The following is a 12,161-nucleotide window of genomic DNA, read 5'->3' as shown; positions in this document are numbered from 1 at the left end:
CCGAGCAGCAGCCGGTGCCGGCCACCGCGGGCACGCTGCGCACCGAGAAGCCGCTGTTCACCGGGTTGTTGGTGGGCGCGATCCTGATCATCACCGGTCTGACCTACTTCCCGGCGCTGGCGCTGGGGCCGCTGGCCGAGGGGCTGGCGTCATGACCACCGACGTAACGAATCAAGAGGACTCGATGTCCACCCCGACTCCGACACTCGCTCCCCACCAGGACGCACCGACCGGCCACAAGACCGGCGAAGGCCGCGTCGGAGCGGGCCTCTTCGACCCCAAGCAGCTGCTGAGGTCGCTGCCGGACGCTCTGTGCAAGACCGACCCGCGGGTGATGGTCAAGTCACCCGTCATGTTCGTCGTGCTGGTCGGGTCCGTGCTGACGACGGTGTTCTCCTTCAAGGACCCGGGCGACTGGTTCGGCTGGGCGATCAGCGCCTGGCTCTGGCTCACCGTGATATTCGCCAACCTGGCGGAGGCGGTGGCCGAGGGGCGCGGCAAGGCCCAGGCGGACACCTTGCGCAAGGCCAAGACCGACACGGTCGCCCGCCGGCTCAGTGGTTCTGTGGAGGAGCAGGTGCCGGGCACCGAGCTGACCATCGGCGACCTGGTCGTCTGCGAGGCGGGTGACATCATCCCCGGCGATGGTGACGTCGTCGAGGGCGTCGCGTCCGTGGACGAGTCGGCGATCACCGGTGAGTCGGCGCCGGTCATCCGCGAGTCCGGGGGTGACCGGTCCGCGGTTACCGGCGGCACGAAGGTCCTCTCCGACCGCATCGTCATCAAGATCACGACGAAGCCGGGCGAGACCTTCATCGACCGGATGATCAACCTGGTCGAGGGCGCCGCACGCCAGAAGACACCGAACGAGATCGCGCTGAACATCCTGCTCGCCTCGCTCACGATCATCTTCCTGCTCGCGGTGGCCACGCTGCCGCCGTTCGCCAACTACGCGGGCACGCACCTGACCATGGTCGTGCTGGTGGCCCTCCTGGTCTGCCTGATCCCGACCACGATCGGCGCGCTGCTGTCCGCGATCGGTATCGCGGGTATGGACCGGCTGGTGCAGCGCAACGTCCTGGCCATGTCCGGCAGGGCGGTCGAGGCCGCCGGCGATGTGTCGACGCTGCTGCTCGACAAGACCGGCACCATCACGCTCGGCAACCGGCAGGCCGCCGAGTTCGTGCCGGTACGTGGCACCACCGAGGCCGAGCTGGCGGATGCCGCGCAACTGTCGTCGCTGGCCGACGAGACGCCCGAAGGCCGCTCCATCGTCGTCCTGGCGAAGGAGACGTACGGGCTGCGTGAGCGTCACCAGGGCGAGCTGTCGCATGCCGAGTGGATCGTCTTCACCGCGCAGACCCGGATGTCGGGCGTGGACGTCGACGGGCGCAAGATCCGCAAGGGCGCGGCCGGTTCGGTCATCACCTGGGTGAAGGAGCAGGGCGGCACGGTCGCCGAGGACGCCGATATCCTCGCCAACCGGATCTCGGAGGCGGGCGGCACCCCGCTGCTGGTGGGCGTCGAAGACGCCGACGGCGCCCGGGTGTTGGGCGTGATCCACCTCAAGGACGTCGTCAAGGAAGGCATGCGTGAGCGGTTCGACGAACTGCGCCGCATGGGCATCAAGACCGTCATGATCACGGGCGACAACCCGCTGACCGCCAAGGCGATCGCGGACGAGGCCGGCGTCGACGACTTCCTCGCCGAGGCCACCCCCGAGGACAAGATGGCCCTCATCAAGCGGGAGCAGGCGGGCGGCAAGCTCGTCGCCATGACCGGCGACGGCACGAACGACGCACCGGCCCTCGCGCAGGCCGACGTCGGGGTGGCGATGAACACGGGAACGTCGGCCGCCAAGGAGGCCGGCAACATGGTCGACCTCGACTCCAACCCGACCAAGCTCATCGAGATCGTCGAGATCGGCAAGCAACTCCTCATCACCCGGGGCGCGTTGACGACCTTCTCGATCGCCAACGACGTCGCCAAATACTTCGCGATCATCCCGGCACTGTTCGCGGCGGTCTACCCGGGCCTGAACAAGCTCAACATCATGAACCTGTCCTCGCCCGACTCCGCGATCCTGTCCGCGGTCATCTTCAACGCGCTGATCATCATCGCGCTCGTCCCACTGGCCCTGCGGGGCGTCCAGTACCGCCCCGTCAGCGCGGACAAGATGCTCCGCCGCAACCTCGGGATCTACGGCCTGGGCGGGCTGATCGCCCCCTTCATCGGCATCAAGATCATCGACCTGCTCATCTCCCTCATCCCCGGGATCGGCTGACCGCCATGAACAACTCGGTTACGAACACTGCCCGGTTGCTCTGGGCAGGGCTACGCGCCCTGCTCGTGCTGACCGTGGTGACGGGCGTCCTCTACCCGCTGGCCATCACCGGCGTCGCCCAGGGGATCTTCCCCGGCAAGGCGAACGGCTCGGAGATCGAAGCGGACGGCAGGGTCGTCGGCTCCTCGCTCATCGGGCAGGCGTACAACCTGCCGCTGAAGAAGGGCCAGGAAACCCCGGAGCCCGACCTGAAGTGGTTCCAGGGGCGCCCGCAGAACGGTCTGGGCACCAACAGCGTCAACACCCAGTACAAGCTGATCCTGTCCGGCGCCACGAACCGTTCCGGTGACAACGCCGACCTGATCAAGTGGGTCAAGGACGCCAAGGCGGCGGTCATCAAGGACAACTCGACCCCGGACTACAAGGTCAAGGCGTCCGACGTACCCGCCGACGCGGTCACCTCCTCGGCCTCCGGCCTGGACCCGGACATCTCCCCGGACTACGCCGACATCCAGGTCCACCGGATCGCCGAGAAGAACGGCCTGCCCGCCGCCCAGGTCCAGAAACTCGTCGACGAGCACACGGACGGCCGCGTCCTCGGCTTCATCGGCGAGCCCACCGTCAACGTCCTCGAACTCAACATCGCACTCAAGGAACTCGTGGCGAAGAGCTGATGGCCTTACGCGCACCCCGCGGGAGTTGGCGGGCCCGGAGGCATTCCCGATCCGTCAACTCCCGCGGCCATGACATGGATTCCGCATCCTCTGGCTCTCCGTGCAACAGGAAAGGCGCACACCGATGACCCGGGTACTGGTCGTAGAGGACGACCCCCAGCTCGTACGGGCGCTCGTGATCAACATGCAGGCACGGCAGTACGGCGTCGACGCGGCCTCCGACGGCGCCACCGCGCTCCGGCTCGCCGCCGCCCGCCAGCCCGATGTGGTCCTCCTCGATCTGGGGCTGCCGGACATGGACGGCACGGACGTCATCAAGGCCCTGCGCGGCTGGACCAAGGTCCCGATCCTGGTGCTGTCCGCCCGCCGGGCCTCCGACGAGAAGGTCGCCGCGCTCGACGCGGGCGCCGACGACTACATCACCAAGCCGTTCAGCATGGACGAACTCCTGGCCCGGATGCGCGCGGCGGTCCGACGCACCGAGACCGTGCCGCTCACTCCCGAGACGACGCTGGTCACCACGGAGGACTTCACCATCGATCTGCTGGCCAAGAAGGCCATCCGTGCCGGACGCGATGTGCGCCTCACCCCCACCGAGTGGCATCTGCTGGAAATCCTGGTCTGCCACCCCGGCCGGCTCATCACGCAGAAGCACCTGCTGCAGGAGGTGTGGGGTGCTTCCCAGAGCAACAAGACCAACTATCTGCGTGTGTACATGGCCCAGTTGAGGCGCAAGCTGGAGGCGGACCCGGCCCACCCCCGCTACCTGATCACCGAACCGGGGATGGGCTACCGCTTCGAGAGCTGACCCGCTCTCGCCGTTATGACCGCATACCTACTACGACGTAGAGACGAGACCATGGGACGCGGCAAGTTTCGGATATACCTCGGCGCGGCACCGGGCGTCGGCAAGACGTACGCGATGCTGTCCGAGGCGCACCGCCGTGTCGAGCGGGGCACCGACTGTGTGGTCGCCTTCCTGGAGCACCACAACCGGCCCCGCACCGAGGTCATGCTGCACGGCCTGGAGCGGGTCCCCCGCAAGGAGCTGGAGTACCGGGGGAGCGTCTTCTCCGAGATGGATGTCGACGCGGTCCTGGCCCGGCGCCCCCAGGTGGCTCTCGTCGACGAACTAGCTCACACCAACATCCCCGGCTCCCGCAACGCCAAGCGCTGGCAGGACGTCGAGGAGCTGCTCGCGGCCGGGATCGACGTGATCTCGACGGTCAACATCCAGCATCTGGAGTCGCTGGGGGACACCGTCGAGTCGATAACCGGGGTGCGGCAGCAGGAGACCGTCCCCGACGAGGTCGTCCGGCGGGCGGAGCAGATCGAGCTGGTAGACATGTCGCCGCAGGCGCTGCGCCGCCGCATGGCGCACGGCAACATCTACAAGGCCGACAAGGTCGACGCGGCCCTGTCCAACTACTTCCGCCCGGGCAATCTGACCGCGCTGCGGGAGCTGGCGCTGCTCTGGGTGGCCGACCGGGTCGACGCGTATCTGACCGAGTACCGCAGTGAACACCGGGTGTCGAAGATCTGGGGCTCGCGTGAGCGGATCGTGGTCGGTCTGACCGGTGGCCCTGAGGGCCGCACGCTGATCCGCCGTGCCGCCCGGCTCGCCGAGAAGGGTGCGGGTGGCGAGGTGCTGTGCGTCTACATCGCCCGCAGCGACGGACTGACCAACGCCTCGCCCAAGGAGCTGGCCGTCCAGCGCACCCTGGTGGAGGACTTGGGCGGCACCTTCCATCACGTCATCGGCGACGACGTCTCGTCGGCTCTGCTGGACTTCGCGCGGGGGGTCAACGCTACCCAGATAGTCCTCGGCGTCTCGCGGCGCAGGGGATGGCAGTACGTCTTCGGGCCCGGTGTTGGCGCCACGGTTGCCCGGGAGTCGGGCCCCGACCTCGACGTCCACCTGATCACCCACGACGAGGCCGGCAAGGGCCGCGGGCTGCCGGTTGCGCGAGGTGCGCGGCTCGGCCGTGCGCGGATCATCTGGGGCTGGCTGGCCGGTGTGGTCGGCCCGACGCTGCTCACGCTGCTGCTGACCAACGTCGACGCCGAGCTCGGTCTCGCCAACGACATGCTGCTGTTCCTGACGCTGACCGTGGCGGCGGCCCTGCTCGGTGGCCTGCTCCCGGCGCTGGCCTCGGCGGCCTTCGGGTCGTTGCTGCTGAACTACTACTTCACCCCGCCCCTGCATCGCCTCACCATCGCCGATCCCAAGAACATCGTCGCCCTGGTGGTCTTCTTCGCCGTGGCGGTGTCGGTGGCCTCGGTGGTGGACCTGGCCGCCCGTCGTACGCATCAGGCGGCACGGCTGCGCGCCGAGTCGGAGATTCTCTCCTTCCTGGCGGGCAGCGTGCTGCGCGGCGAGACCAGCCTGGAGGCCCTTTTGGAGCGGATGCGGGAGACCTTCGGCATGGAGTCGGTCGCCCTGCTGGAGCGGGAAAGCGACGTGGCCCCGTGGACCTGCGCGGGCAGCGTGGGCCCACAGCCCTGCCAGTACCCCGAGGACGCGGACGTAGACATGCCGGTCGGCGACCATATGGCCCTCGCGCTGTCCGGCCGGGTGCTGCCCGCCTCAGACCGCCGGATCCTCGCCGCGTTCGCCGCCCAGGCCGCCGTGGTCCTGGACCGCCAGCGCCTGCAGTCCGAGGCCGACCAGGCCAAGGAACTCGCCGAGGGCAACCGCATCCGCACCGCCCTGCTCGCCGCCGTCAGCCACGACCTGCGCACCCCGCTCGCCGGGATCAAAGCCGCTGTCTCCTCCCTGCGTTCGGACGACGTGGCCTGGTCCGAGGAGGACCAGGCCGAACTCCTGGAGGCCATCGAGGAGGGCGCCGACCGCCTTGACCACCTGGTGGGCAACCTGCTCGACATGTCCCGGCTCCAGACCGGCACCGTCGCCCCGCTGATCCGCGAGATCGATGTCGACGAGGTGGTGCCCATGGCTCTGGGCGGCGTACCCCAGGACAGCGTGGAGCTGGACATCCCGGAGACCTTGCCGATGGTCGCCGTCGACCCGGGCCTGCTGGAACGGTCGGTGGCCAACCTGGTCGAGAACGCGGTCAAATACAGCCCCGCCGGCGAGCGTGTCCTGGTGGCTGCCAGCGCCATGGCCGACCGGGTGGAGGTGCGGGTGGTGGACCGCGGTCCGGGCGTCCCGGACGAGGCCAAGGACCGTATCTTCGAGCCGTTCCAACGCTACGGCGACGCCCCGCGCGGCGCCGGCGTGGGCCTCGGTCTCGCGGTCGCCCGCGGCTTCGCCGAGGCTATGGGCGGCACCCTCAACGCCGAGGACACCCCCGGCGGCGGCCTCACCATGGTCCTCACCGTCCCGGCCGCGTCCGACCGCCGACCGCTCCCCTCCGGCCTTCCGGCGACCGCCACCTCCTAGCGACGTCAGCATCCCGCCAGTACAGGCCAGTACGGCGTTGGAGTCCCCTCAGGGCCATCGTGCCTGAGTGGAAGCGGGGATGGCCTATGGCCCGGATTTCACGTGTGGTCGGTGGGAGAGCGCTCCACCCCGTCGGCGGAGGCCGACCGGCACTCCAGCATGCTGCGGGTGGTCGGCTCCCTGGTCACCAACCAAGTCCGCGCCTACGACCTGATGCGGATGTTCGGCCGTGAGGGGCACCTGACGCCGCTGGGGCAGGTGTTCGCCGAGTACGGGCGCATCGCCAAGCTGGTGTGCCGGCGTACGGCGACGCCGCCGCCGTACGGATGATCCCGCCGGCCGAACGGCTGCGGGTGGGGGCGCGATTTCCAGCTGACGATATCGGCGGCCCGGGCCCGGCGGGCGCCCGAGGACGCGGCCGATGACGCGGACGGGGCGGCGTACGCCGACGAGGTGTCGGAGTACGCCGCCCTCGGGCGGGACAAGTTGCGGGAGGCGGCCCGCGCGGTTGTCTCGGCTACTTCGGGTCGCGGTTGAAGACCGCCTTCGACCAGTAGTAGCCGATTACCGCGAGACCGAGGCACCAGACAGTGGCCAGCCACCCGTTGTGGCCGATCTCGGTGCCGAGCAGCAGGCCGCGCAGGGTCTCGATGGCCGGCGTGAACGGCTGGTACTCGGCGAACGGCTGGAACCAGCCCGGCATCGCGTCGATCGGGACGAAGGCGCTCGAGATGAACGGGAGGAAGACCAGCGGCAGCGCGTTGTTGCTGGCCGCCTCGGCGTTCGGGCTGACCAAGCCCATCCCGATGGCGATCCAGGTGAGCGCCAGGGCGACCAGTGTGAGCAGTCCGAACGCCGCCAGCCACTCCAGGGCCGTGGCGTTGGTGGACCGGAAGCCGATGGCCACCGCGACAGCGCCGACGAGGACCACGCTCATGACCGACTGCAGCACGCTGCCGATGACGTGCCCGATGAGCACCGAGCCGCGGTGGATCGCCAGTGTACGGAAGCGGGCGATGATGCCCTCGCTCATGTCCATGGAAACGGACACTGCGGTCCCGACCACGGTGCCGCCGATAGTCATCATCAGGATGCCCGGGACGAGGTAGGCCATGTACTCGGAGCGGTCCGCACCGCCGCCACCGATGCCGGCGCTCATCACGTCGCCGAAGACGTAGACGAAGAGCAGCAGCAGGACGACTGGCGTGAGCAGCAGGTTCAGGGTGAGGGACGGGTAGCGCCGCGCGTGCAGGAGGTTGCGGCGCAGCATCGTGTTCGAGTCCCGGACGGCGAGGGAGAGGGCGCTCATCGGACGGTCTCCTGGGGCTGGTTCGGCTGGGTGGGGACGGTGCCGGTGCCGGTGCCGGTGAGGGCGAAGAACACGTCGTCGAGGTCGGGGGTATGTACGGTCAGCTCGTCGGCCTCGATGCCGGCGGAGTCCAGCCAGTCGAGGATGGAGCGCAGCTCGCGCTGGCTGCCGCCGCTGGGGATCTGCAGCGCGAGCGCCTCGTCGTCCCTGGTGACCTCGCGCAGCGCGGAGGCGGCGGACTGGTACGCGGACGGGTCGGAGAAGCGGAGCCGTACGTGCCCGCCCGGGATGAGTCGCTTCAGCTCCTCGGCGCTCCCCTCGGCGGCGATCTTGCCGTCGTTGAGCACCGCGATGCGGTCGGCGAGCTCGTCGGCCTCCTCCAGGTACTGGGTGGTGAGGAAGACGGTGACGCCGCCCGTGACGAGGTCGCGGATGATCTGCCACATGTTGTGCCGGGAACGCGGGTCGAGTCCGGTGGTCGGCTCGTCGAGGAAGATGATCCGCGGATCGCCGACCAGGGTCATGGCGAGGTCGAGGCGGCGCTTCATGCCGCCGGAGTAGGTGGAGGCGGGCTTCTTCGCGGCCTCCACCAGGTCGAAACGCTCAAGGAGTTCGGCCGCGGTGCGGCGCCCCTCGGGCTTGGACAGGTGGTGCAGGTCTGCCATGAGGAGCATGTTCTCCTCGCCGGTGATCAGGCCGTCGACGGCGGAGAACTGCCCGGTGACGCCGATCGCGGCGCGGACCGCCTGGGGGTCCGTGGCGAGGTTGTGGCCGCCGACGTGGAGGTCGCCGGTGTCGGCGCTGATGAGGGTGGAGAGGATCTTGACGGCCGTGGTCTTGCCGGCGCCATTCGGCCCGAGCAGCGCGAACACGGACCCGGCCGGGATGCGCAGATCGATGCCGTCGAGAACGGTTTTGTCGCCGTACGACTTGTGCAGACCGACGGCGGAGACGGCGGCCGGGGACAGCTGACCATCTCCCTGCCTGGTCGTGGGCATGACAGATGAAGGCATGGAGCCCTCCCGTTCGAAGGGTGAAGTGACTGGGGTGAGGGAGCGAGTTGCGGGGCCGGTGCTCAGATTTTGGCGCGGAGGACGTCGATGTTGCCCCAGTTGGTCCGTGCGCGGACCTTGACGGTGTCCTCGGTCTGCTCCGGGGCCTCGGACGTGGCGAGCGCGTTGCGTACCTGCCCGCGGTTGGAGCTGACGTCGAGCCAGGCGGCGGTGCCCTCGCGGATACCGACCTCGATGGAGCCGTTGGAGGCCTCCAACTGGACGGTGCCGCGGGCGACTTCGGCGACGCGCAGGAGGCCGTTGGTGGTGGTGCCGGTGACCGACGCCTCGGCGCGTGCGATGTCGATGGCACCGTTGGCGCCGTTCACCCGCAGCTCGCCGGTCACGGCGCCGACGGTCGTGGCACCGTGCGAGTTCTTCAGGACGGCAGGGCCGTCGACGAGGCCGACGCGCACGTCGCCGGTGCTGCTGGTGATCTCGGCCAGGCCCTCGACCCGGTCGACGATGGTCGAACCGTGCGACACCTTCAGTTGCAGCGGGCCGGTGGCTTCGAGGCGGACGTCGCCGGCCGAGGTCTTCACACGGACCTCGCCGAGCCGGCCCTCGCCGAGCACCCTGGCCCCGGCGCCGGACACGTCGATGTTCGAGCCCGTGGGCAGTTCCACCGTCACGTCGACGGTGCCGCCACGCCCGAGCAGATTGGCCTTGGGCGTGGTGACGGTCAGGACGCCACTCGCGTAGGCGACCTCGGTCTGGTCGGCCGTCCGTACGTCCAGGTCCTTCTTCGGGTCGCGGGGCCGCACCTCGACGACGGTGTCGAGGCGGTCGCCCGCGGTGAACTGGATGGAACCGGCGTACACGTAGGCGGTGACCGAAATCGGTTCGGGAGTGTCGAAAGAAGGCATGGCTGTCCCGTCCTCTTGAGTCTTCAGGTCGTCCCCGCTGGTGGGACGTGGTGTGGGTGCAGTGCTGGTTTTTTTGGGGGTGCGGGCGGGGGCGCGGCTAGCGCACCCAGCCCGTGATGCTCCGTCCGACGGTCTGGGCCTTCTCCGTCGCACGCGGCCGGGTGCTGCCGTCGACCGCGGCCGACACGGTGCGCACCAGCCACGCGTTGACCGACAGTCCCTCGCGGACCGCGGCCTCCTCGGCGCGCGCCTTGAGGTGGGCCGGCAGGCGCAGGTTGACGCGGGCGGTGCCGCCCTCGTCGCCGTCGGCCGGGACCGGGGTATTGAGCGGTTCGACGGGCGCAGCCGGCTCCGCGGGGGCGCCGCCGTAGGTGGGCGGCGGTGTCACCACGAAGTCGGGGTCGAGCCCGCGCAGCCGTACGTCGACCGAGCCGGGGGCGAGTTCGCGGGTGATCTCGTCCATTGCGGCGGAGAGCACGTTGAGCAGGGTCAGCCGGGTCGCCGACTCCAGGGGGGCGGTGAGCCTCTCGGCCAGCTCGCGGGCTTCGTCGCCACCGGCTTCGGCGGCCACCGCGAGTTCGCGGCGGAGGGTGTCGACATACGGGGTGAGGTCCATAACGCCATCATGGCACCATCGTGGCGCCATTCGCAAGCGTGGATGACGCCTTATGAGGGGCGAGGTCGAGAGTGGCCGTCTGAACTGCGAAAACAGGAAGGGAAGCCCCGAGTCATTGTGGCGCCATGCGTGCTCATGCCCACGTTCGAGGGCGGGATAGCGTCGAGTGGCGCCGGATGACGCTGAGTGGCGCCACTCGGCGCCATGGAGTGAGTTGGCAACAGCAGATGCCGATCCGGGCCTTGTCGCGGTGCCTTGTCGCGGAAGTGTGGCATCCACCGTCGGCTCGCTGGAACCGAGTCCTGCAGGCTCGCCCGCGGCAACGCCAACCAGGGCAGGCAGTCGAGCTGACCAGGCTTACTTCGGCAGCTGCCGCACCCGCAATTACCGAGCGTCGCCCAGTTCAGGTGACCTCAGCGACCGCCCCGCCGACAGGTCGCAATGGTGGAGTCAAGCGCCTGCGGAAAGGGACGTGGGCCTGCGCAGCAGCCACTGCCCGACCGTCCGACGCGGGGGCCGTACCACCACGCGGCCGTGGGCCTTCTGACCGACCAGCTCCACGCGCAGAGTGACCGGCGTGTCGGGATTCGTCGGAGTCTGACGGTGCTTGATCCTGCTGTGTATCAGCTGCAGGCCATCAGTATCGACCACGATGCCCGGCCTCGTGACCAGCGTCAGAGCCTTCCCCGTCATGGCCACGTCGATCCGCAAGGTGTCATGCGTGATCACTGCGTCAGTGAAGTCAAGCGTCACCTGGCAGAACGTCACCATGAGCTCCAGCCTCCGCGGTACCACCCAGCGCCCCACGCGCTCGACCGCGCCGCTGAAGGCCTGTTCGATCCGAACTACGTCCTTGACCTCTGCTCCAGTCCCGCCGACCGTAGCCGATACGGGCGGCAGGTCAGCCGTGAGCGCGGCCAGTTCGCTCAGAGTCCGCGCCGACAGGGCAGCTTCCAGGCGCTCGTCCAACTCGTCCGCGGTCAGCAGGCCGTCCCCCGCCGCGATACGCAGCACATCCACCACCCGGTCCCGGTCCGCATGAGAGGCTCGCAGCTCGGGCGACGAGCCGGAGCTGGAGCGCTTCCCGGTGGGCGAAATCTCTCCCGACATGCTTCCGTCCTGGTCCTGTCGAACGTCTCCGCGCAACGCAGGCAGCGGCGCGAGTAGCAGACTAACGCTATATCGCGATATGGATCCCGGCAGGGTGTCCGTCGCGGAGAGGCGATGGGCAGCGGCGATTCGCGGCATGCGGCATCCATCATGCCGAGGCCCGGCCGCGACAACAACCGCATCCCAGGGGCCAGTTCACACCGTTCCCCGGGGCCGCTGAACAACGGCAGGGCCAGAAGAGGAAGCGTCCCCCGAGTCTGCTCGTCCCAGCAGCCGAACTCTTCCCGAACTCGGCGATGGAGGAGGCATCCGCATGCGCCAGCCCGCCTGCCCTGCAGACGGGCAACACCGGGACGGGCTCGGGCACGGACGGCCTCGTGGAAGCGCCGGTGTGGACGCCCGGGTCCACAAGACTGCGCAGGCGTGCGTCGCCGGCCCGCAGTCGGGCGATTCCTCGCGTAGCTCCGCGTTCTCCTCCAGCACCACGTCGAGGCGGATGCGCAGTTCGTCGGGGTCGAAGCAGTCGGACCAGTCCTCCACACCCTTCATGATCCAGACATGCGCGTGCGCCCCGCAGCGGATACGCCGGACCCCTGACGACTGTTCGACCATGACGGGATCAAGCAGGAGCGGATCACCGCGCCACCGATGACCAGCGCCACCCGTTTGGAGGGATTCCTCGCAGGTCGCACAGCCAAGGGTTGCAGTAGCCGGTAGTTGATGTCGGCATCCGGTCGGTGCTGGGTGAGGGCGGTCTCGTTTAGGCCTGGGGGCTGGAGGCGTCCCCGGCACTGCCCGACGACGGTATTCCCTCTTCGTGGCTTTCGATTCAGGTCAGCCGCGACCG

The 12,161-nt window shown here is 69.1% G+C and carries 10 protein-coding genes and 1 pseudogene; 6 read left to right on the top strand and 5 right to left on the bottom strand.

All coding sequences use genetic code 11. From position 1 onward, the window contains the following. From ACTWQR_RS51330 to ACTWQR_RS51305, 6 genes and pseudogenes are all read left to right on the top strand, one after another. The coding region (locus ACTWQR_RS51330; protein ID WP_443230818.1) for a potassium-transporting ATPase subunit KdpA at positions 1 to 155 on the top strand (155 nt) is incomplete at its 5' end. Beyond that, complete coding sequence (kdpB, locus tag ACTWQR_RS51325) at positions 152 to 2,284, top strand: potassium-transporting ATPase subunit KdpB (RefSeq protein ID WP_443234242.1); 2,133 nt, start codon at positions 152 to 154, stop codon at positions 2,282 to 2,284. The genes ACTWQR_RS51330 and kdpB, both read left to right, overlap by 4 nt. Positions 2,285 to 2,289: 5 nt before the next feature. Continuing rightward, positions 2,290 to 2,958: a potassium-transporting ATPase subunit C gene (locus tag ACTWQR_RS51320; protein ID WP_443234241.1), complete on the top strand. Its 669-nt coding sequence runs from the start codon at positions 2,290 to 2,292 to the stop codon at positions 2,956 to 2,958. 124 nt (positions 2,959 to 3,082) lie between these two features. Beyond that, positions 3,083 to 3,766: a response regulator gene (locus tag ACTWQR_RS51315; protein WP_443234240.1), complete on the top strand. Its 684-nt coding sequence runs from the start codon at positions 3,083 to 3,085 to the stop codon at positions 3,764 to 3,766. A gap of 51 nt (positions 3,767 to 3,817) precedes the next feature. Then, positions 3,818 to 6,361 carry an ATP-binding protein gene (locus ACTWQR_RS51310; protein WP_443234239.1) on the top strand — a complete coding sequence of 848 codons (2,544 nt, stop codon included), beginning with the start codon at positions 3,818 to 3,820 and terminating at the stop codon, positions 6,359 to 6,361. A gap of 159 nt (positions 6,362 to 6,520) precedes the next feature. After that, positions 6,521 to 6,649 (top strand): annotated as a pseudogene (locus tag ACTWQR_RS51305) (Tn3 family transposase); the annotation flags it as partial. A gap of 229 nt (positions 6,650 to 6,878) precedes the next feature. On the opposite strand, the gene ACTWQR_RS51300 reads toward ACTWQR_RS51305, so the two are convergent. From ACTWQR_RS51300 to ACTWQR_RS51280, 5 genes are all read right to left on the bottom strand, one after another. Next, entirely contained in the window at positions 6,879 to 7,670 is a 792-nt protein-coding gene (locus ACTWQR_RS51300) for an ABC transporter permease (RefSeq protein WP_443234238.1), read from the bottom strand. Continuing rightward, on the bottom strand, positions 7,667 to 8,683 hold the full coding sequence (locus tag ACTWQR_RS51295) for an ATP-binding cassette domain-containing protein (protein ID WP_443234237.1): 1,017 nt from the start codon (positions 8,681 to 8,683) through the stop codon (positions 7,667 to 7,669). The genes ACTWQR_RS51300 and ACTWQR_RS51295 overlap by 4 nt, the downstream gene beginning before the upstream one ends. Positions 8,684 to 8,745: 62 nt before the next feature. Continuing rightward, entirely contained in the window at positions 8,746 to 9,588 is an 843-nt protein-coding gene (locus tag ACTWQR_RS51290; protein ID WP_443234236.1) for a DUF4097 family beta strand repeat-containing protein, read from the bottom strand. A 97-nt stretch (positions 9,589 to 9,685) separates the two neighbouring features. After that, positions 9,686 to 10,204, bottom strand: a complete 519-nt coding sequence (locus tag ACTWQR_RS51285) for a hypothetical protein (protein ID WP_443234235.1) — start codon at positions 10,202 to 10,204, stop codon at positions 9,686 to 9,688. A gap of 450 nt (positions 10,205 to 10,654) precedes the next feature. Continuing rightward, positions 10,655 to 11,452: a DUF1707 SHOCT-like domain-containing protein gene (locus tag ACTWQR_RS51280; protein ID WP_443234234.1), complete on the bottom strand. Its 798-nt coding sequence runs from the start codon at positions 11,450 to 11,452 to the stop codon at positions 10,655 to 10,657. Positions 11,453 to 12,161: the final 709 nt, after the last annotated feature.

It is taken from the genome of Streptomyces sp. 2A115 (assembly GCF_052245575.1).
Classification (GTDB): Bacteria; Actinomycetota; Actinomycetes; order Streptomycetales; family Streptomycetaceae; genus Streptomyces.
The sequence above is the reverse complement of the archived record's forward strand: the minus strand, read 5'-3'. Positions and strand labels throughout refer to the sequence as shown.

Coding starts and splice junctions, on each gene's coding strand:
- ACTWQR_RS51315 (WP_443234240.1), top strand. CDS start 3,083: ATGACCCGGGTACTGGTCGTAGAGGACGACCCCCAGCTCGTACGGGCG.
- ACTWQR_RS51290 (WP_443234236.1), bottom strand. CDS start 9,588: ATGCCTTCTTTCGACACTCCCGAACCGATTTCGGTCACCGCCTACGTG.
- ACTWQR_RS51280 (WP_443234234.1), bottom strand. CDS start 11,452: ATGCCGCGAATCGCCGCTGCCCATCGCCTCTCCGCGACGGACACCCTG.
- ACTWQR_RS51320 (WP_443234241.1), top strand. CDS start 2,290: ATGAACAACTCGGTTACGAACACTGCCCGGTTGCTCTGGGCAGGGCTA.
- ACTWQR_RS51295 (WP_443234237.1), bottom strand. CDS start 8,683: ATGCCTTCATCTGTCATGCCCACGACCAGGCAGGGAGATGGTCAGCTG.
- ACTWQR_RS51310 (WP_443234239.1), top strand. CDS start 3,818: ATGGGACGCGGCAAGTTTCGGATATACCTCGGCGCGGCACCGGGCGTC.
- ACTWQR_RS51300 (WP_443234238.1), bottom strand. CDS start 7,670: ATGAGCGCCCTCTCCCTCGCCGTCCGGGACTCGAACACGATGCTGCGC.
- kdpB (WP_443234242.1), top strand. CDS start 152: ATGACCACCGACGTAACGAATCAAGAGGACTCGATGTCCACCCCGACT.
- ACTWQR_RS51285 (WP_443234235.1), bottom strand. CDS start 10,204: ATGGACCTCACCCCGTATGTCGACACCCTCCGCCGCGAACTCGCGGTG.